The organism is Levilactobacillus yiduensis (genome assembly GCF_024718525.1).
Lineage (GTDB): Bacteria > Bacillota > Bacilli > Lactobacillales > Lactobacillaceae > Levilactobacillus > Levilactobacillus yiduensis.
This window is the reverse complement of the sequence record NZ_JAMXAZ010000002.1, coordinates 98,765-119,158: the sequence shown is the minus strand read 5'-3', so window position 1 is coordinate 119,158 and position 20,394 is coordinate 98,765. Positions and strand designations below refer to the sequence as shown.

Annotated in this window: 16 protein-coding genes; 13 read left to right on the top strand and 3 right to left on the bottom strand. The window is 52.3% G+C overall.

The window, feature by feature from the left end; all coding sequences use genetic code 11:
• Position 1 precedes the first annotated feature (1 nt).
• The 8 genes from NGM66_RS02110 to NGM66_RS02075 are packed head-to-tail and all read left to right on the top strand — an operon-like array spanning position 2 to position 12,109.
• Positions 2-1,534, top strand: coding sequence for a glycosyltransferase family 4 protein (locus tag NGM66_RS02110; protein ID WP_208909358.1), 1,533 nt, complete (start codon positions 2-4; stop codon positions 1,532-1,534).
• A 28-nt stretch (positions 1,535-1,562) separates the two neighbouring features.
• Complete coding sequence (locus NGM66_RS02105; protein ID WP_208909359.1) at positions 1,563-1,958, top strand: HAD family hydrolase; 396 nt, start codon at positions 1,563-1,565, stop codon at positions 1,956-1,958.
• Positions 1,955-3,598, top strand: coding sequence for an aminoglycoside phosphotransferase family protein (locus tag NGM66_RS02100; protein ID WP_208909360.1), 1,644 nt, complete (start codon positions 1,955-1,957; stop codon positions 3,596-3,598). Before NGM66_RS02105 ends, NGM66_RS02100 begins: the two co-directional genes overlap by 4 nt.
• A gap of 2 nt (positions 3,599-3,600) precedes the next feature.
• The gene (locus NGM66_RS02095) at positions 3,601-4,317 is read left to right on the top strand and encodes a glycosyltransferase family 2 protein (RefSeq protein ID WP_208909361.1); all 717 of its coding nucleotides are present in this window, start codon (positions 3,601-3,603) and stop codon (positions 4,315-4,317) included.
• Complete coding sequence (locus NGM66_RS02090) at positions 4,314-6,110, top strand: hypothetical protein (RefSeq protein WP_208909362.1); 1,797 nt, start codon at positions 4,314-4,316, stop codon at positions 6,108-6,110. Before NGM66_RS02095 ends, NGM66_RS02090 begins: the two co-directional genes overlap by 4 nt.
• A 23-nt stretch (positions 6,111-6,133) precedes the next feature.
• Positions 6,134-7,978, top strand: a complete 1,845-nt coding sequence (locus tag NGM66_RS02085; RefSeq protein ID WP_208909363.1) for a hypothetical protein — start codon at positions 6,134-6,136, stop codon at positions 7,976-7,978.
• A gap of 28 nt (positions 7,979-8,006) precedes the next feature.
• The gene (locus tag NGM66_RS02080; RefSeq protein ID WP_208909364.1) at positions 8,007-11,210 is read left to right on the top strand and encodes a CapA family protein; all 3,204 of its coding nucleotides are present in this window, start codon (positions 8,007-8,009) and stop codon (positions 11,208-11,210) included.
• A 26-nt stretch (positions 11,211-11,236) separates the two neighbouring features.
• The gene (locus NGM66_RS02075) at positions 11,237-12,109 is read left to right on the top strand and encodes a zinc metalloprotease (protein WP_208909365.1); all 873 of its coding nucleotides are present in this window, start codon (positions 11,237-11,239) and stop codon (positions 12,107-12,109) included.
• Between the two features lie 703 nt (positions 12,110-12,812).
• Here the strand turns inward: NGM66_RS02075 and NGM66_RS02070 are convergent.
• Positions 12,813-13,448 carry a copper homeostasis protein CutC gene (locus tag NGM66_RS02070; RefSeq protein WP_245155231.1) on the bottom strand — a complete coding sequence of 212 codons (636 nt, stop codon included), beginning with the start codon at positions 13,446-13,448 and terminating at the stop codon, positions 12,813-12,815.
• A gap of 186 nt (positions 13,449-13,634) precedes the next feature.
• Between NGM66_RS02070 and NGM66_RS02065 the strand changes: the two genes are divergently transcribed.
• Both NGM66_RS02065 and NGM66_RS02060 read left to right on the top strand, forming a co-directional pair.
• The gene (locus NGM66_RS02065; protein ID WP_208909367.1) at positions 13,635-14,822 is read left to right on the top strand and encodes an AI-2E family transporter; all 1,188 of its coding nucleotides are present in this window, start codon (positions 13,635-13,637) and stop codon (positions 14,820-14,822) included.
• On the top strand, positions 14,809-15,663 hold the full coding sequence (locus NGM66_RS02060; protein WP_208909368.1) for a methyltransferase domain-containing protein: 855 nt from the start codon (positions 14,809-14,811) through the stop codon (positions 15,661-15,663). Before NGM66_RS02065 ends, NGM66_RS02060 begins: the two co-directional genes overlap by 14 nt.
• 56 nt (positions 15,664-15,719) lie before the next feature.
• Here the strand turns inward: NGM66_RS02060 and NGM66_RS02055 are convergent, their stop codons facing one another.
• Positions 15,720-15,842: a hypothetical protein gene (locus NGM66_RS02055; RefSeq protein ID WP_258115349.1), complete on the bottom strand. Its 123-nt coding sequence runs from the start codon at positions 15,840-15,842 to the stop codon at positions 15,720-15,722.
• A gap of 149 nt (positions 15,843-15,991) precedes the next feature.
• On the opposite strand from NGM66_RS02055, the gene NGM66_RS02050 reads away from it, so the two are divergent.
• On the top strand, positions 15,992-16,504 hold the full coding sequence (locus tag NGM66_RS02050) for a tRNA (cytidine(34)-2'-O)-methyltransferase (RefSeq protein ID WP_208909369.1): 513 nt from the start codon (positions 15,992-15,994) through the stop codon (positions 16,502-16,504).
• Between the two features lie 18 nt (positions 16,505-16,522).
• Positions 16,523-18,874 carry an FtsK/SpoIIIE family DNA translocase gene (locus tag NGM66_RS02045; RefSeq protein ID WP_208909370.1) on the top strand — a complete coding sequence of 784 codons (2,352 nt, stop codon included), beginning with the start codon at positions 16,523-16,525 and terminating at the stop codon, positions 18,872-18,874.
• Positions 18,875-19,153: 279 nt separating this feature from the next.
• On the opposite strand, the gene NGM66_RS02040 is transcribed toward NGM66_RS02045, so the two are convergent.
• On the bottom strand, positions 19,154-19,276 hold the full coding sequence (locus NGM66_RS02040) for a DUF4044 domain-containing protein (protein ID WP_125577081.1): 123 nt from the start codon (positions 19,274-19,276) through the stop codon (positions 19,154-19,156).
• A 700-nt stretch (positions 19,277-19,976) separates the two neighbouring features.
• Between NGM66_RS02040 and NGM66_RS02035 the strand changes: the two genes are divergently transcribed.
• A complete protein-coding gene (locus NGM66_RS02035; protein ID WP_208909371.1) occupies positions 19,977-20,330 on the top strand; it encodes a DUF3397 family protein in 354 nt (117 codons plus the stop codon).
• The last annotated feature ends 64 nt before the right edge of the window (positions 20,331-20,394 follow it).

Here is a 20,394-nt window from a genome sequence, read left to right as displayed (position 1 = left end):
TATGTATTACTTTTTAAACGATAATATGCAGTATTCAAAGTCAGGGATCGAGCATGCGGAAATTGCCCGTCTCCACCTCTTTGAAAAAAATCACGTTCCAGCGAAGATCGTGACGCGAGTATTTTCAATGGAATTATCGAAAATCGTTGACCAGGCAGGTATTCCAGCCGATGGGTTCGTCAACTTATTCCAGTTTTTCTGTGGCAGCATGACCGTGCCAACTAAACGGTTTTCCTTAAACGAATTTTCTCTGCCCAGTAATACGACCCAGACACGTAAAGATAATCAAATTCAAATTTTTGCCCAGGGTAAGATGCAGATGATTATCTATTTGCGGCCGAATTCAGAAGAAATCAGCAATATTCAATACTTTGACGTAACTGGCCGGACTTTGAAGATGGTCTGGTGGGATGTGCGGGGCTTCAAGTGTTTGGAGCAGCTCTTTGATTGGGACGGCAAGATCGTTCAAGAACAGTATTACGGGCCGGACGGGTTGGTTCACCTGGAAAAATGCCATCTCTTGAACCGCGCTAACCAGGAACATGTGAGCTGGCGGGTCTTGAACTACCGGGGGAGAGACTGGGTCTTCAATGGCATGAATGCGCTGACCCGGTTCTTCTATGATGAGCTGAACCAAAATGATGAGCAAAACGTCTTCATCTGTGATCGGACGGTCGAATGTGATTGGGCGCTGTTCAACATGAAGACGGCGGCGTTTCGGGTACTTCACCTCCACAACGATCACGTGGCGGATCCCACGGACATGTTACATTCACAGCTGAACAATAATTATCAAAATGCGTTAACCAATTGGGACCAGTGGGACGCCGTGATTTCCTCCACGCCAGAACAGTCACAAGACATTGAGGACCGCTTTGGCAAAGACATTCCGGCGTTCACGATTCCGGTGGGGTACGTGACGGATGCCCAGATGGCTGCCCCGCATCAAGCGTTCGAGCGGCGGCAAAAGGACCTGATCGTTCACGTGGCCCGGTTAGCACCAGAAAAGCAGCAGAACCATTCCATCGAGGCGTTTGCGCAAGTTCACCAGAAGTTCCCGGACGCCCGCCTAGAGCTGTGGGGCTATGCTAACGGTGATATCGGTGCCAAATTTAAGCAACAGGTGGCAGATCTTGGACTGACCGACGTGGTGAGCTTTAAGGGGTATACGCATGATATTGGGGCCGTATACGACAAAGCCCAATTGGGACTACTCCCAAGTCGTGCGGAAGGCTTCTCACTGATGCTCCTAGAAGCCCAGTCTCACGGGTTGCCCATGGTTGCCAACGATGTGAAGTATGGGCCCAGCGATATCATCGATGACGGCGTGAGTGGTCGGCTCACCACGGATGGCGATGTGCAAGGGTTAGCGGACGCAATGATTGATCTGCTGGGTGATCAGCAGCGGCTGGCGGACTACAGTGCAGCGTCCTATGAAAATGCGAAGCGCTACTCAGAGCATGCGGTCTTTGAGAAGTGGCAGGCGTTATTGGACTACTTTGGCAGTTTGATGAAGGACCAAGCCGTCGTTTAGGTGAAGGTTAATTTTGGGGGGATTCACAATGGATAAGACAACAAGCTTAGTGGTCGACATTGATGGCACTCTGTGTGATTTGAAGACGGCGGACCAGACCTACCTGGACGTTGCCCCCAAACCCAGCATGATTGCTCAGATGCGGGCGTACCAACAAGCAGGGTATCAAATCATTTTATTCACGTCACGGCAAATGCGGACCTACGAGGGCAACATCGGCAAGATCAATAAGTACACGGCGCCCATCACGAAAGAGTGGCTGGCAAAATACGAGGTGCCGTATGACCAAATTATTTTTGGCAAGCCCTGGGCGGGACATGGCGGCTACTACATCGATGACCGGGCATTTCGGCCGAGTGAGCTGTTAAAGTACTCGCCGGATGAGCTGGCTGAATTGGTGGCAAAGGAGCGTGACGTCCATTGACTAAGACACTCTTAATGCTCTCTGCCGCCAAATTGGCAGACGACATGCAAGCAACCTTTGGGACCATCTATCCAGCCATGATTCCGGTGACGGATGGCCAACGAATCATTGATCGCACCGTTGAACAGTATGGCAAGTTGGGCTATCAAATGTTTGTGGCCGTGAGTGCCAGTGACGATTCCATTCCGGCTTATATTGCCCAAAAGAAGTTGGCGATTACCCCAATCCGCGTTGCCAGCGGGTTGAACTTAAGCGAGGCCGTTGCGCAGGCGTTAACGAGCCTGCAGGACCAGACCGACTTGGCCGAGCTGACGATCGTCTTTGGGGATACACTGATTCAGACCAACAAGCTGTCACAGCCAGATACCGTGTTCACCCATCCCGTAGTCGATGCGGGCCGGTGGACGACCGTCAATCTGGACGTGCGGCACCACGTCACTTTCACGGATAAGACGATTCCCGAAAACCAAGGCCAGTATTTGGCAGCCGTGGGGGTATTCAATTTCAGTGCTGGTGACGCGTTGGCCGAAGCCTGGCAAGGGGCCAAGTCATTCTACGAGAACCTTAGTGTTTATGACCAGCAGCACCCATTGACCACGGCGGATATCGACCAGTGGCTCGACTTCGGTCATAGCGACAAGTATGCCGAGGCTAAGCAAGTTGAGGCGCGGTTCTTTAACAAGACCAAGATTGATTTTAAACGGGGCATCATCCGCAAGGAAAGTACGGACGTCGATAAGTTTTTAGGCGAGGTTAAGTGGTATCTGAAACTGCCCAAGCGGCTGGCCTACATCGCTCCCCGAATCTTTGACTATTCCCTGAACTACAATGCGCCGTTCGTTGAAATGGAATATTTCTCTTATGAAAGTCTCCACAACTTATTTTTATACGGAAACTTTGAACTGGGATTCTGGCGTGAAATCATTGATGAGCTCTTCTTCCTACGGGCTGAGATGAATCAGTATCAGGTCCAAGTAAAGCCGGAGGAATACCAGGCAACCGTCGCGGACATGTATTTGGACAAGACGGTCGATCGCCTGCACCGCCTCATCAAGGAAACACCGTTTTACGCTCAGATTGCGGACAAGCCGTTGGTCATCAACGGGGAGACCTATCCCAGCATCAACGAGATCATTGCCGCGCTGCCAGATGTATTGGCGAAGAGTGGCGTGCTGACGGGCGCGTCCTTTGCGGTGATTCACGGGGACTTCTGCATGACCAACATTTTGTATGACAACACCAAGCACGTCATGCGGTTGATTGATCCGCGCGGTAAGTTTGGCAAATTCGATATTTACGGGGATGCCAAGTACGACTACGCAAAATTGATGCACAGTTTTTCTGGCAAGTATGACTGCATCATTTCAGACATGTTCACGGTGGATGCGGACCAGACGGGGCGGTTGGATTACCACCTGAACGTCACGGGAAACGAAGCGGAGATCGGTCAGTTGTTTGAGCAAAAATTGCAAGAACATCTTGATGATCCGCGGGCATATCACCAGATTCAACTGATCGAGTCACTGCTGTTCTTGAGCATGATTCCACTGCATAAGGATAAACCAGAACGGCAAAAGGCCATGCTGGCGGTTGGTGTCACGAAGTTTGCGCCATTTATGGCTAAGGTAATGGAGGGATAAGCTTGCAAATTGTCATTACGATGGCGGGGCAAGGGTCGCGGTTCAAAAAAGTGGGGGTCACCGTCCCGAAACACGAGATTACCGTGCGGGGGAAGACCTTGTTCGAATGGGCCATGCGCTCCCTAAGCGATTTTGTGAATGAACAGTTTTTCTTTGTGGTTCGCCATGGCCAGTATCAGGAGGATAAGCTGCGCCAGTTGATTGCGCAGGCGGGTATTCGCCATTATCAATTGGTCGAGGTGGATACGGTGACGTCGGGCCAGGCGTCAACGGTGATGGCGGTTGCGCCGCGGTTGGATACGAAGGATAGTCTAGCCGTCTACAACATTGATACCTTCGTTGAACCAGGCATGATTCGACAGGCGGATCTCACTAACTGTGATGGGAGCCTGACCACCTTCACGGCTGCGGGTGATCACTGGTCATTCGTGCAGTTGAATGCGGCCGGTGACGTGGTCGATGTGGTGGAGAAGCGGCGGGTGTCGCCGCATGCCTCCGTGGGGTTTTACTATTTCAATACGTTCGGTGATTTCGCTGAGATCTACAAGCACTATGGCCAGGCAATCCAAGCGGCCTACGGCGAAATCTATGTGGCCCCCATGTACCATTATCTTTTACAACAACAAGCCAAGATCACGTACACGGATATTCCCGCTGACACCGTCCATGTTCTGGGAACACCGGAAGAGTTGGCGGTATTTAAGGAGGCGGCTGAATGAAAGCAGAGGTTTGGGCTGCAGTCTGTGGGGCGGTTCGTGATGAACTCGATGTCCGGTTAATGCTGGACTACTTGCTACGTTGCCGCGCGGCCGGCACGATTCAGGGGATTGTGTTTTCGACTTGGGAAGGTGAATTAGAGAAGGTGCCAGCCATTGCGGCACTGTTAAAAACGAATAATGTCACGGTTGTTAGAACGCCGCCCATTGATGGGGTCGTCGGCAATATTAAAACCAACGCGGTCAACTATTGGCGGCAGGCAACGCAGCTTCAGCGCGCGCTAGACGTTATTCCGGCGGATGCGATCGTTCTTAAAACGCGAACGGATCGGGCCATGCCCGCGACGCGTCGGTTGGTGGCGATGTTAGCCACGGAAGATCCATTGCCCTTGGTGGAAACCGTCAAGCAGCAGTTGGATTTGCCAGCTTTCCCAGCGGTCTTTCGGCACCAGGTCGCGGCGTTTCGGCCCCGGACGAATCGTGTATTCCAATTCACAGATTTTGCCTTCATGGGCTACAGCCAAGACCTCAGGAAGATGTTGAATTTCGAAGTCGCTGAGTTTTATTTTTCTCGGTACTTGAATGCGAACATGCTGTTCTTCATCGTTGCCTTTGTCCGTGATTACCCAATTATCACGGACTATGAGCGCCGTATCAAGTATGAGGCGCTGATTCCTGAGCTGGAACGGTACACAGCTGCTGGTGGCAAGCAATTTCCGGCTTTCCTACAGCGATTTTACGCCGTTTATCTGGGCATATTGGCTACCCACTTCCGATTAGGAAGCTTGTGGCCTCAGGGCTTGGGCAAAGTTGACTTACCTATTGCGTTTGCGGATTTTTTTCACGACAGTCACCATCATCATTTGCGGGGCTCCAATCTGGGGACCTTGATCAACAGTGCTGAAATTGTGGATGCCTTCATAACGCAATCCTATCGGCAGCTAGACCAGACGACCCAAACGGTGTTGGCTACCCTGCATCATGCAGACGCAGCAACTTTTGAGCGAGCAACGCCGACTGAGGTCGCGGAATTAACGGCGTATCAGAAAAATGCCGATTTCTCGCGCCAACCTTGGCTTCTAGATGGTCAAGTCAACCAGGTTGTACAAGCTGGCAGCTACGTGCAGACGATGGCTTATCAGTTCCCGGGAATCTCTCAACAGGAACAGGTGGCTTTGTGGCAGGCGTGTGCTGAAGCCAGTTCAACGAATCGCGTTTTGCTAGACTTCTGGGTCACTCATCAGATTTTGCCGTCAGATTCAGCCGCCTACCTGGCCAGTGGTGCCAAGGATGGCGAGTCGTTGAGCATCTTAACGATGATGCGGTTACTCCGGCAAGGATATCTGGATGAAAATGATGCGGCTGAAATCTTGCGGGTCAATAATACGCAGGCAAAGTTAAAGCGGCAACATCGCGGGGGAAACATTCAGGTGACGTGTTACGTCTTAAACCGGGTCTTGTATTTACAAGCCAAGGGAGAAAAAATTCCCCGGGAACTAGATAAGCAGGTTGACTATTATTTCCGCCGTTATATGACGGGGCAAGTCAGTGACGAAATAAAAAAGGCACTCTATCAGCGCCCAGAACAGTTAGCAAAGCTATTTGATCGGCAAATTGCCCACGCGATTGCGATCAAGAAGCCAGTCGTACATCGGCGGTTAATTGAGCTAGCACTGGAGTTGACGGGTCAGCGAAAGTATTGGGAACTGCTACAGCCGTTGTTCACTGACAAAGACACGTTGGTGCAAGGCGTTTACACCTACGCGGTGGCGAATGGGCTTTTAATTCGAGAGTAAGATTATTTGAGGGAGTGACTGTCATGCGGTCTGTATGGGCAATGGTTTGTGGGACCATTCGGGATCAAGTTGATTTTAGTTTGATGATGGATTATTTGTTGCGTTGTCGGGAACGGGGCGGTATCCAAGGCATTGTTGTGAGTACCTGGGAACATGAATTTGACCAGCTAGGTGATTTACAGGCCAGGCTGGTCCAAAATGACGTAGCCATTGTGATGTCGCCAACCAACGATAAGATGGTGGCGAACATGCAGGCCAATTCAGTCAACTACTGGCGACAGGCCAAGCAAATGCAAGCAGCCTTAGACCTGATTCCGACTGATGCAATCGTGATTAAGACGCGGACGGACCGTGCGTTGCCCGCAACGAAGCGATTGGTCAAGATGCTGGATGAGGCGGACCCGTTACCACTGGTGGCCGAGGTCGTCGCGACGAAAAAGTTACCGGCAATTCCGCAGGTGTTTACCCATCAAATTGCGATCTTTAAAGCCAGGACGGGCCGTATTCTGCAGTTTACTGATTTTGCATTTATGGGATACAGCCCAGATATTCGGAAATTAATTAACTTCGACATTGCTGACCTGACGTTTACGCGGGGAATCGTGGCCAACATTCAGTTCTTCATTTACCCGTTTATCAGGGACTACCCAATCATTCGTGATTACTATCGGGTAATCAATTTTTACCCGTTGTTAAAGGATCTGGCCACCTATACAGAAAATGGGGGAACGGCTTTTCCGAAGTTCTTTACGCGATTTTATGCCGTCTACTTTGCGGTACTAGCCAGTCATTTTCGAATTGGGAGCTTGCGCAATGCCGACCAATTGGGCAAGATCACGCCACCCATTGAGTTTGCGGATCTCTTTCACTCGGGTCAGGGGAAACACTTGGTTCACGATGCCTTAGGCGTCACGTTTAATTCGCAAGCCATCGTGGATCAATTCATGCAGCAGCCGACTGCCCCAGTAGAGCAACCGAGCGCGACCCAGCACTGGTGGCAGAAGAAAAAGGCCAGCGAACCAGTGCCACCCGTGGTGCAGCAGGCAGCAACTAAGCAGGTGTTAACGACGCTCCGCCACTTGTCGCCGGTGGTGCTGGATCGGGTGACCAACGAGGAGCTCTCAGAGCTGAAACAGTTTGCTGGTGATCAGGCATTCTCACCACATCATTGGCTCCGCGTGCAACGGCCGATTTTGGCCGAACAGGCCGTGCCCTATGTGGCCTCCTTACGATACGCGTTGCCGGGAATCAGTGAGGCGGAGCAGGCAGATCTGTGGCACCAATGTGAGGAAAGCACGAGTGCTAATCAAGTGCTCTATGACTACTGGATGGCCCACGATATCCGCCCCAAGGACGCACCGGCCTATTTAATGAGTACCGCGCGAACGGACAATCGCTTTAGTATCTTAACGGTGACCCGACTGCTGCGGCAGGGACTGGTGGATGAGAACACGAAGGCTGAGATCTTACGGATCAACAATTTCTTTGGCAGCTTTCATGTGCGTCACGGTCGGATGAATGCCGAGATTGCCTGTTACACGTTGGCACGTTACTTGTATTTAAGTGAAAATGAGCTGCCCATTCCCGCGATGGCCGAGGAACAGACAGGGTATGCCTTTAAGCGCTTCTTGCCAGGAGAATTTGATACGTTCAAGTCCTTGCTAAAACAACCGCAAGAAAAAATGATCGCGTTTTTTGATGAAGCCATTGCCAGCCGAAAGGGGCACCCACGACAGCGGGTCATCGAAATGGCTTTGGAAGTGACGCATGAAGAGAAGTATTGGCAATTGCTCGAGCCCTTATTCAATGGTCGGTTCGCCGGCTACGAATATGCCTATCGATATGGGGTTAAGTGGCAGTTGATTTAACGTAAATGTTTTTTTGGGAGGGACAGTTGTGGCAGAGCTTAGCATGCAGGAAATTCAGAAAATCGTTGGGGGTAAATGGGTGGTGGCACCTCAGACACCCACGGCCTTAATTCAACACTATGGCCTTTATGCGTCCGAGATTAAACGCGATATCGGTCAAAATAATTTATTCTTTGCAATGTCTTTAGAGAATTGGCGCAAGGGCACGAAGAATAGCGGGGTCTATCGGAATACGTTTCAGGACAATCATTTTAGAGTGAAAAAGTTAGCGCCCTATTTGGCAATGGCCATCGTGGAGCACCCCGTCACTGATAGCGACGTGCCCCAGCTTCAGGTCACAGATGCTTATCAGGCCATGGAAAAGATTTTGCGTGCGCGTGTGCCAGCTTATCAGGGGAAAATCGTTGGGGTAACGGGTTCTGTGGGTAAAAGTACCACGAAAACGTTGATTGCTGATCTGTTAGCGCACTTAGGGCCAACGGCAAGCTCTGTCGGCAATAACAACTCGCGAACGAGCGCCAAGATTCAGGCGCTCAATCACGAGGAGGGCGACTATAATGTTTTGGAATTAGCCGCGATGGCGTTTGAGTACAATGAGCCAGATGCGCCGAGAATTGGCGTGGCTTCCGTGATTCCCTTTGACCTGGCCGTATTGACCCAGGTGGATGCGGGCCAAAAGGGCTGGGATCCCCGCCGGACTGCGGAAGTCAAGACGCGCATGGGAGCTGGCCTCCGTGCTGGCGCACCATTTTTGGTGAATTCGGCGATTAAAAATTTGGCAGAAACAGTTGAATTTGTGCATCGCTATACAGACAACCTCGTTACCTACGGCGTTAGTGACGGCAGCGACTATCAAGGGACGGTGACAGACGATGGGCAGCTTCACTTGACCTACCATGGTGCGCCCTTAGCCCAGGTGGATGCGGCCGGTCTGGATGAGGGGATGGTCGCCGATATGATTGGGGCCTTGGCGGCTTATCATTTATTGGGTGGCAAAATGACACCGGCAGTTTTGAAAGCGTTCAGTGAGCAGTGTGCCCAAACCAGTACCCGGGTCATCAGTCGCTTTCAAGCCAATGGCCATCAGGTGACGATCGTTGACGATACCCATAACGCAGAATTGCTGTCGATTAAGAACTTTATTAAGTATGCCAAGCATTATCAGACCAATCCGTCCACGAAGAAGGTCTTTATTGAGGGCCGGGTAATTAATCTCCGAAACATTTCGGTGAAGACCCATACCGAAGTGGTCCACCTCCTAAATCAAGCGCAGTTTGACGATTACTATTTGTACGGTCCAGAAATGGACTGGGTCACGCCGGCAGCTGATTTTGCCAGCTTTGCGGGCTACTTTACAACGCCAGACGAGGTGACCAGAGCGATTGCCAAAGAAGCTGATAGCGACCTGGTGATCTTCATCAAGGGGGATAGTCGAAATAGCTCGATTGACCGGATTGCCCAGAACCTGACTGATAACTTGGCCTATTATGCCGCGGCGGATAGTGCCTTTGCGGTAAGTACAGGGCAGCCGAACGCACAGGCCTATAGTCGTTATGGCGTCGGACGCTTGCTCATTGTTCTTAAGATGTTAGAACAAATTGCGGCCGGAAACTTACGACTGACGGACAAAATCGCGATAACCAATGAGATGCCTAAGGACCATAGCCAACGCAAGATTGGTCTAACGAAGGGACAAAAAATATCGGTCCTTGAGCTCTTGAACTTGGCCATCGTCACGTCTGCGCCAGACGTTGTGACGAATTTGGCGGAATATTTGTACGGCCGTCATTCGCGAGAGATCGTTCAGCATTTACGACAACAGGCAAAGGAACTGGGTCTCTCTGAGATGACGGTGACCAATATTACGGGCCGACCAGGAAAAGTGGCCCAACGGACTTATCTGAGTGATCTGCAGCGCATTGGGGCAGCCTACACGCAGCTGCCGAATGGCGTGTTTAGTTTGTTGCATGAACAACAGGTGATGTTTAACGGTAAATTTTATCATAAGCGCACGCAACTGGTTAAGACGGGAAAAGTCGTCGGCGCGATTTTCTGTGATTGGCGGGAACACGCTGGCCTTTACTTCACCCAAAATGGCCAGGAGAAGCAGGCTATTGCAGTTGTTAATAGTCCCCATCAGGGATACGCCGATGCGGTGGTCGAGGATTGGGTGGATACGCATGAGACCAGCCTCAGCCAGCAGCCAGCAACCACAGCGGTTCGTCTGCAAACGCCGGTGATCAATCTGTTAGCGGATACCTATTTTGGTGAAGACTACAGTCGCCGGCGCCAACGGCATGGACAACAAGATGCGCTCCAGAAGTATGGGTACGGGCATTCGTTTGACAAAATCGGCAAGTTCTTTACGCCGGACGCGTACAATATCCTAAATTTTGAGGCTGTTTTTGCAGCGGGCACTAGTCCCCTGGATAACGTCAAACCGTTTGTTTTGGATGCACGAGCGGCGCCAACCCTGGCAGAATTTGGGCAACACAACTTTAATCTGGCAATGCTAGGCAATAACCACGCCAATGATTATGGCCCGCAGGCGTTGACACAGACCTTGGCCGCGTTTGATGCGGCAGGAATGGCGACCATTGGTGCGGGTGAAAATCGATTGGCAAGTCGGAAGTTCATGACGTTTACGTATCGTGATCAGCAAGTTGCCTTGTTCAACGGTTACTGGTATCGGAATCCCGCCTATAATCTATTTGATTTTTATGCGAAGGCCGACCATGCGGGGGTCAACTGCTTGGACACCCTGATGATAACGGATGTGCAGCGCTACAAGCAAGATCATCCGCAAGCCAAGGTCATCGTCAGTGCACACTGGGGGACCGATTATGGCGAGGTCAAGGATGCCCAGCGAGCCACAGCCCGGCGATTAGTCGATGCTGGTGCGGACCTGATTATTGGCCACGGCCCGCATCGCTTGCAACCCATCACTTACTTGGGGGATGCGCCCGTTTTCTACAGTATTGGTAATGGCGTGTTTAATAACAACGGTGAGTTTAAGAAGCGCGACGTGCCGCCATACGCAGCGATTGTCCGGATCAATTTAGAAAAGCAAGAAGTCTACTGGTGTCCCATCTATGCGGACAATTTGGAAACGTTCTGGCAACCGGATTTCGTTTCGGATGCGGATTTTGCCACGGTCCGCGAATTCAACGGGCCTAAGTTCAAAGCTATTCAATTAGAAGACGGCATCAATGCCTTGGTCGTGCCGTTTTAGGTGAGGCCAGTTTTGGGGGAATGCGTATGAAAGCAGTCAAGAAGCTGGTGTTCTTCATCATTATCGTTGCCGTGGTCGGTGGCGCAATGTGGGGGATGACCAAGATGTATGCGGCCATGTTCGGTAATAACCACTATTACCAACGAACGCGGGCGCAGACGACACAGGATGGCTTGATCAATGCGAAGTTGGTCTCGGCAAAGCACTTAAAAGCCTTGACGGCGTTGACGCACGGGACACGGTATACCGGCAATACTAGCCTGGACCAAGCGGCGGTGACGTATCGTTATCGCGTGGGCAAGAACAATATCAGTAATTTTGTCGGCAAGTCACAGACGTTACACCTGTATACGACATCTAAACTGATGACCAAGCCAATGGTACGAGATGCTGCGACGTTCTGGAATACCTTGGCCGGGCAGACGGTCGTCACCGTGGTTGATCAGGCCAAGCAAAGTGATGAAGTGATTCATGATAAGCAAGATAAGACGAAGTCGTTGGGCGGGCAAACCTACGACCGACAGGGGATGGTGTTCTATCCCGCGAACTGGCGATCCATCGGGCTGACCGCAGCTGAGAAACAGGATTGGCACGAAGCTGTTTTGATTCGGGAGATTGGCCATGCGCTGGGCATCCCCAGTTTAGGCGGTGGCGCGCAGGGTACCAATGCGTGGACGGCTGGTAAATTGGGTTCGGAGGTCATGGGGTATTGGTCGGTCGGCCATGACGCGCCCGCTGTCAATCAGCAGGGCGTGAAGAGTACCGCGATGGACGGGGCCGCACTGGCACTAGCCGGACTGAGTTGGCAGCGGCCACAACGACTGGCCACGTGGGTCTATACCACGCAGACACCGGTCGTCACCTACCATAACGGACGGATCTGGTCGACGGTTAAGTAGTATCAATGTGATTGGGCAAGCGAACAAAGTAGGTGGCTGTCAGTCATGAAAAGCAGGCATAGCAGGGAATACGGTCCCTGAACAGTGTCTGAGCGACAACTCGGTGACTGAAGGGGGTTCGCGACACAGAAAAAGGCGATTGCTAGCGGCATTGAGCCGGGCAATCGCCTTTTTGGGGTGTGATGAACAAGTTGAAAGTCGAATTTAAGGTGTTGATTCCTAGAACGACAGTGTTCTGTCCCCTAAAATTAGTGAGACCATGGTGGCCTGAGAAGCGGTCTTCCAGCTTACTGGAAAGCCTGATGAAACTTGCCAGTCTTTCAAGTTGTCCCACGGTGTAGGCTGAGATAAAACGTGCGGCTTCCACCGTTATCACAGCGACCTACGTCACTGACTGCTTCCGGTTGCGTCGGTGATTACCCACAAAGTTGACAGGAACATTGCTGTAGTGGGTAACGTTCAGCTACATTAGTGGGTAGTCTGCCACGTAGCCGAGAGTGAGCTAAATTTGGACTCAGCCGTGGGAGTTTTCAAGTGCACTACTTGGAAACTGGCGTCTTCGAGACGTGATTTTCGGCTCGAAGCGAGGTTGAAGACCGCCTTTTGGCTTCGACCGGTCCTTCCCACAGCGTCACGGTCCAAATTTGGCGAACGGTAAGGCGGCCAGCTCAGACCATGTAACCACAAATCACCAATCCTACCGTTAGAAGTCTAAGACTTGTGGACCGTAGACCAGATTGACCTTTAAGTCAGCGGCCACTTGGGTAGCTTCGGCGGCGGTGATGTCGGCTGGAATCAGCGTTAACCCGTCTGCGTCAGCCAGGCGCTTGCTGGCAGTCCAGTCCGTGAGGCGGTCCTTGGCGGCGGTGCCAGCACTGAGAACGTGGTCGACGCCTTGGCTAGCTAGCCAGTCTAAAGCGGTGCCTCGGTCTTGGGGCCGAATGCGGTCGAAGGCCTGGCCAAAGGTGAGCGTCATGCCGCCAGCAGCGGCGATGAGCGTGCTCAACACCTCGACGTCCAGTTGTTGCTGGTCGGTGAGGGCGCTGATAATCGCGCCATCGACCCCTAATTGCTGGGCTTCCAGCAGGTCGGCTTCCATCATCTTGATTTCCACGCCGTTGTACGGGGCTTGGCCGCCGCGAGGGGCGATGATCAAGTCTAGGGTCACTTGGTGTTCATGGGCGTAACGCACGGCTTCAGCCATGACGCCCTTGCTAACGGTGGTGCCACCCACAGCCAGGTTATCGGCTAAGGCGATCCGTTTGGCACCGGCACGAATGGCCGCGGGGAGTTCAGTATAATTTTCCAGTAACGGTTCAACTAAGAGCAAAATCGTCATCCTTTCTTCGCTTGCTTGGCGCAAAGCGGCTAACAGTATGGTACAATATATCCACTCTGGTGGGGATGGCCCCTGATTGATGACAAGGGTGATCGGGTTAAATGATGCCTGTCACAAAAGGGTAACCATCAACAGATCGGTGTGTTTGACGATCACCCCAGGGATTATTTAAGAGGAGTGATGTATGTGAAATCGGCATCTAAGCAGCGCCACCATTCGTGGTTTTGGAACTGGGTCGTGAACAACCGCCTAGTTTCCATTTTGACAATCACGCTCCTTATTTTACTCATTTTACTGGTCCTAAGTAAAGTCCCATGGCTCGCCACACCGTTTATTCTGGTTGGGCAGATCCTAGGCCTCCCGATTATTCTGGCGGGGATTGGGTATTACTTGATGAATCCCGTCGTCGATTTCCTGGAAAAACGCGGCGTTCGGCGAACTTGGACCATCGTGGGACTGTTTGTCATTGTGGCGCTACTGATTGCTTGGGGCATTATTCGGGTGATTCCCATGGCCCAACGGCAATTGACAGCGTTGATCACGGAGTGGCCCAATTACTGGCATCAGATTACGCAAGCCAGCATGCAGTGGGTCCAGGATGAACGGCTGGATGGTGTCCGGCAACAGCTCGATCAGTTTAACCAACAATTGTCGGATAGCTCGTCGTCGGTCGTCTCAAGCTTTGCGAAAACGACCGTGAGTTCCGTTGGTGGCATTGTCAGCCGGGTCGTGTCGATCGTGGTAGCGGTGGTCACAGCGCCATTCATCCTCTTCTACCTCCTGCGCGACGGCCATCAGTTGCCAGATTACCTGGCGCGGCTTCTCCCAATCAACCGACGCAGCTCCGTGGTCAAGCTTTTACGAGAAATGAACCGTCAAGTCAGTAACTATGTGCGGGGACAATTAGTGGTCGCCTTTATCGTGGCGATTTTGTTCTACATTGGGTTCTTGCTTGTGGGGCTGAAATTCGCACTGCTCTTGGGCATCGTGGCCGGCGTTTTAAACCTGATTCCCTACTTGGGGTCGTTTCTCGCGATGATTCCCGCGGTTGTGGTCGCGGCCATCATTTCTCCATGGATGCTGGTGAAGGTCCTCATCGTCTTTATTATTGAACAGGCCTTAGAAGGACGCATCATCTCGCCGCTGGTATTGGGCAGCTCCTTGAAGATTCATCCGTTAACGATTATTTTTATTTTACTGATTGCGGGTAAGGCCTTTGGTGTGTTGGGCGTGGTCCTGGGAATTCCGGGTTATGCCGTCATTCGGGTCGTTGCCACAGAAATATTCCACTGGTACCAAAAGTTTGTTGGCGGCTACGAGGTTACGCAGCCTGCCAGTGTAGAAACGGGAGAAGAGACACATGAAGAAGATTGATCAAGCCGCTAGCTTTTTGGCGGCGCACACCCAGCTCTTTCGCTGCCCGGTGTGCTTAGCACCTTATGAAACGGTCGTCGGCCACAGTCTGGTCTGCCCCAATGGCCACAACGTTGACCTGTCCAAGAAGGGGACGCTGTACTTTATGCAGCGCGCCGTGGCCAGTGAATATGACAACGCCATGTTAGCTGCTCGGCGGCGCATGTTGCAGGCGGGCTTGTTTGCAGGGATTACCGATGCCTTTGCGGCTAAGTTGCCCGCCGCTCCCCAGACAATTTTAGATGTTGGCTGTGGGGAAGGGACACCGTTAGATGATGTCTTGAAGCAACGCGATGGTCAGGATACGGCGGTGGGGTTTGATTTGTCCAAGCCCGGCATCAACCTGGCGACGCAACTGGAGAACGACGCGTTCTTCTGTGTCGCCGACCTGGCGCAAATGCCGTTTGCCGATCACCAATTCACGGCGATTCTCGACCTGTTCTCACCGTCAGCTTACAATGAGTTCAACCGAGTCTTGGCGCCGGGTGGTCAGTTACTGAAGGTCATTCCCAACCCGGATTATTTGATTGAACTGCGTCACGCCATCTTCCCTGCGGACAGCGCGCATGCCAGCTATGACAACAGTAACGTCTTGGACCTGTTCCGCCAGCATTACCCAACGGCAACGGCCGAACGGATTCGTTACCAGGTTCCGGTTCCCACAGACTTATTCGCGGACCTGATGCTGATGACGCCGATGCACTGGGGTGCCAACGACGAACGGCTCGCTGAGGTCCAGGCCAATCCGTTCCCTGAGATTACGGTCGACGTCACGCTGTTAACCGCTGAGGGCGTGAAGTAAAACGTTTAAAGAAACTGATAAAAAATGCTTGTGAACCTGACAGGACAGTGTTATATTTATCGATGAGAAATCGTTTGGCGGTCGACATCAGCGAATAACTGTTGGTGGCTGACAAGTAGCACTTCACTAAAGTAGCCCCTCGCCGTGCCCACACCGAGGAGCTGCTTTTTTTGTACCATTTTTTAGGCGAAATCATAAGGCAGTGCCCAATTGACGGGGGTTCGGCTGAGTGCATGAAATTGGCGGACACCCTTGTCAAAGCAACCCCGAAATGGCTATAATAATGAGACAGAACGAATGTTTGATAACAGAACGGAGAAGAGAATTTATGAGCAATCACATCGTTTTATTTGAACCGCTGTTTCCGGCCAATACCGGGAACATTGCCCGGACCTGTGCCGGCACCGACACCATCTTGGACCTGATCAAGCCCCTCGGATTTTCCGTTGATGATGCCCACTTAAAACGGGCCGGCTTGGACTACTGGGACAAGGTGGATGTCCGCTACCACGACAATTTGCCCGCCTTTTTGGAAACAGTGAGTGATCCCACCCAGTTGTACTTGGTTTCCAAGTTCGCTGACCAAGACTACACGGAACCGGATTACCAGGTCAACGAGCATGACCACTATTTCTTGTTCGGCAAGGAAACCACGGGCTTGCCAGAGCCCTTCATGCGTAAGCACGCGGAAAAATGCATTCGCATTCCGCAAGACGACACCCACATCCGGGCACTCAACCTGTCCAACAGTGCGGCCATCGTCATTTACGAAGTCCTGCGCCAGCAACAATTTCCAAGTCTGGAACGGGTGCACAAGTATCCGCACGATAAATTAAAGTAAGCGAAAGGAGGCCATCGGTTGGCTACCAAACGAAAAACAACTCGCCGGCGTCCAACCAAGCGTAAAACTCGCCGCAAGACGACCAAGTCACAGCCGTTTCCTTACACCGCAAACGTGATTGGGCTGGTCCTGATCGCACTGGCTGGTCTGGGACTCTTTAATCTAGGGTTGCTGGGGACACTCGCGGCCAATCTGGTACGGCTGGTGGTGGGGGATACCTACCAATTTGGCCTGATTTTGGTCGCAGCGGTGGGGGTCGCGCTTACGGTCACCGGTACGCTACCGCAGATTGCCCGGCATTACCTGGTCGGCGGTGGCCTAATCTATGCCGGTTGGTTACTGTGGATGAGCGCAGGTCAATTCTTGGCCGTTGATCAACACAGTCAGTTTCTCTCGACCGTGTGGCACAACGGCCTGGCCGATTTGACCAGTGCCGGTTTGACCTCACAGCTGGGTGGCGGCGTGATCGGTGCCCTGTTACTCAGCGTGATTGCCTGGCTGATTGCCTTGGTTGGCGCGCAGATTGCAGCCTGGCTGATTATGTTGGGCGGGGTCATGGTCTTCTTCCAGATTCCGCTGGCCAGCGTCGAACAGGGGGCCCAACGCATTTGGGAGACCCTGCGTTCTGGCTTAGCGGCCAGTGGCACGGCCTTAAAACGCGGCAGTGAGCGCGCCAAGGAACGACAGGCGCAGCGCACGGACAAGCGGCCGAAGAAAGCGGCGAAACCAGCTGTTGTGACACCCACGGATCCGGCTGACAAGGATTTGCCAGAACCACATGACAAGCAGGCACCGGTCAAAGCAGAACCCAGCTACCACATCACAGTGGCGGCAGATGCCAAGCCTAAGCAATCGAAGCAACCACAGGCGGACAATCCTGAGGACAGTGCCGTGGCCGATGCCTTAGCCAGCAGCACGCCCGTTGACCCCAACTATCAGTTACCTACGGCGGATCTGTTGAAGCAGGTTCCCCCGACTGACCAGACGGAAGAGGTCAACGCCATTGATGCCAATACCAAGATTTTGAAGCAAACGCTCGACAGTTTTGGCGTCGATGCCGAGGTGAAAAATGTGAGCTTGGGCCCGTCCGTTACGGAATATGAGCTGCATCCCGCCATTGGGGTGAAGGTCTCACGGATCGTGAATTTGGCGGACGACCTAGCCTTAGCGCTGGCTGCGAAGGGTATTCGGATCCAAGCGCCGATTCCAGGAAAATCCTTAATTGGGATCGAAGTGCCGAACAAAGAAGTCTCGACCGTAGCCTTCCGTGATGTGGTCGAAGCCCAGCCACCGCACCCCAACAAGCCGTTGGAGGTGCCGTTAGGCCGGAACGTCACGGGGGAAGTTGTTAGCATGGACCTCACCAAGATGCCCCATTTACTGATTGCCGGGGCAACTGGGAGTGGGAAGTCCGTGGCCATCAACGGCATCATTACCAGTATGTTGATGAATGCGCGGCCGGACCAGTTGAAATTAATGCTGATCGACCCCAAGAAGGTGGAGCTAAGCGTTTACAATGGGATTCCCCATTTACTGACGCCAGTGGTTTCTGAACCCAAGAAGGCGGCGCGGGCCTTACACAAGGTCGTGGCCGAAATGGAACGGCGCTACGAACTATTTTCGCAGTTCGGGCAACGGAAGATTTCGGGGTACAATGCCTTCGTACAAAAGGCCAACGCCGAAGACGACCAGGCCCGGCCAATGTTGCCTTACATCGTGGTCGTCGTCGATGAATTGGCCGACTTGATGATGACGGTCTCCAGTGAAGTGGAAGACGCCATCATTCGGTTGGCACAAATGGGGCGGGCCGCCGGGGTCCACATGATTCTGGCCACGCAACGGCCTTCCGTCGACGTCATCACTGGTCTGATCAAGGCCAACGTGCCGTCACGAATCGCCTTTGCCGTGTCGAGTGGGATCGATTCACGGACCATCCTGGATACCAACGGCGCCGAAAAGCTGTTGGGTCGTGGGGATATGCTGTATCAACCGGTCGACGCCAACTCGCCGGTCCGGGTCCAAGGGGCCTTTATCCCGGATGAGGATGTGGCCAACGTGGTCGATTTCATCAAGCAACAGCAGTCTGCGGACTACGATGAGGACATGATGGTCAGTGACGAAGAGATCCAGCAAGAAGAGGCTGGTGACAGTGACGATGAGCTCTTTGATGACGCGTTGGCCTTCGTGGTCGACCAGCAAAAAGCCAGCACCTCGCTGTTACAACGGCGCTTCCGGATTGGTTACAACCGGGCCGCCCGCATCATGGATGACCTGGAACAGCGTGGCTACATCGGCCCCCAAGAGGGCAGTAAGCCGCGGCAGGTCTATAAGCAACCAGATAGCGATGCCGATCAACCTGATCAGCAATGAAAATAAAAGGTGTTTCTCCTGAGCCGCGATGACGGTAGGAGAAACACCTTTTTAACTGGCTACGGTTTAACTTGACGGCGAGTGAACGCCGAAAAAACACAGTCCCCCCGGCAATAAGTTAGCTAACCGTGCAAACGACCCGGCTAAACGCGGGCGGCGCAAGGATTTTGCTCAGTATGCGGTTGACTAATTAATATGCGTTTTTAAAACGGCCCACTTGACAGCTGTGCAGAAAAAAAGCCGCCACCATTCTCAAGAGAACGGGACGACGCAAGTTGATTAGCCCATTAAGCCAAGTGAGGAAATGGCACCAAAGACCAGTGATCCAATGGTTGCGATGATCATGATCCAAACGAAAACGTTGGTAATTTTTTGAAAAGTTGATTTTTTCTTTTTTTCCATGCGGGTTTAGCCACCTCTTTAAGTCCAATTTACTCAATTAGTTTACCGTGGTCGCTAGAGAATTGCAACCGCCAGGCGAAAAGTAATGGCGGATAATTCGGAAAATGACGTAGGCGGCGCACGTGAGGTTGGAAAAATAAGTAGAATCTAAAGGTTGTAAATGCAAAAAAACTTGGTACTACTCGGTTGACAGGGATTACGGGGCCCCCCATCATCTGCGGCTGTCAGGAATTCGGAGGAACGCTGGTGGTCCGTCGGCTCGGTTTGAAGGCATGTCGGTGAGTACCCAGAAAGTCAGCAGAAACATAGCTGGAATGACAGCGTTCAGTTGAATTGGTAGATTAGGAGAATACTGCTATTGCAGCCGGGAGTGGCGCGAATCTAGGCTCAGCCGGGGAATTTGGCAGCGTACTTTGCTGTCAAATTGGTGACTTTGAGACAGTGAACTTCTGGCTCAAAGCAAGGTCTGAGACCGGTTCTTAGGCTCAGGCCGTCCTTCCCCAGCGTTCCAGCCTAGACTTCGCACAACGGACGGCGGCCAGCATATACCAGTTCATAGAATCTTAAGTTCTGTTAGCGGTTGGCAGGAGTGATTGCAACGGTCGGCAGAAATCTTTATAATTAAACGGAGTCCCCACCAGTCCGCAACGACTGATGGGTCAGAGAAATTTAGCAAGCAACGGAAGTAGGGGGAAACAGCATGGCGTTTTGGGTATCACCGGCGGGCACACTGGCCATTCTCGCGATTGGGTGGTTAGTGATCCACGGGGTCAAACGGCTCTTTAAGCGGCACTGGCCAGCGCAGATCAATACGTGGGATGTCATGGCACCCCTGTTCTTAATCACGGCCATGATGCTGATTCCGCAAGGGGCGGGGCAGATTTTCCCGTGGCTGATTATGGGGTGGATGCTGATAGGTATCGGTGTGACACTTCTACAGGCAATTCACAACAAAGAGTTGCTTTACACCACTTTTTTCCGGACTTTTTGGCGGTTGACGGACCTGTATTGGGTCGCCGGATTCGCAATCTGCTTTTTATTAGTTATTGGTTAAATTAATACATAAATATTAACATATTTGAGTATCTACTCGTTTTTAGTAAGCGTTATAAAGACTG

Coding starts and splice junctions, on each gene's coding strand:
- NGM66_RS02070 (WP_245155231.1), bottom strand. CDS start 13,448: ATGACGATTTTGCTCTTAGTTGAACCGTTACTGGAAAATTATACTGAA.
- NGM66_RS02085 (WP_208909363.1), top strand. CDS start 6,134: ATGCGGTCTGTATGGGCAATGGTTTGTGGGACCATTCGGGATCAAGTT.
- NGM66_RS02075 (WP_208909365.1), top strand. CDS start 11,237: ATGAAAGCAGTCAAGAAGCTGGTGTTCTTCATCATTATCGTTGCCGTG.
- NGM66_RS02035 (WP_208909371.1), top strand. CDS start 19,977: ATGGCGTTTTGGGTATCACCGGCGGGCACACTGGCCATTCTCGCGATT.
- NGM66_RS02110 (WP_208909358.1), top strand. CDS start 2: ATGTATTACTTTTTAAACGATAATATGCAGTATTCAAAGTCAGGGATC.
- NGM66_RS02040 (WP_125577081.1), bottom strand. CDS start 19,276: ATGGAAAAAAAGAAAAAATCAACTTTTCAAAAAATTACCAACGTTTTC.
- NGM66_RS02050 (WP_208909369.1), top strand. CDS start 15,992: ATGAGCAATCACATCGTTTTATTTGAACCGCTGTTTCCGGCCAATACC.
- NGM66_RS02055 (WP_258115349.1), bottom strand. CDS start 15,842: ATGGTACAAAAAAAGCAGCTCCTCGGTGTGGGCACGGCGAGGGGCTAC.
- NGM66_RS02105 (WP_208909359.1), top strand. CDS start 1,563: ATGGATAAGACAACAAGCTTAGTGGTCGACATTGATGGCACTCTGTGT.
- NGM66_RS02060 (WP_208909368.1), top strand. CDS start 14,809: ATGAAGAAGATTGATCAAGCCGCTAGCTTTTTGGCGGCGCACACCCAG.
- NGM66_RS02090 (WP_208909362.1), top strand. CDS start 4,314: ATGAAAGCAGAGGTTTGGGCTGCAGTCTGTGGGGCGGTTCGTGATGAA.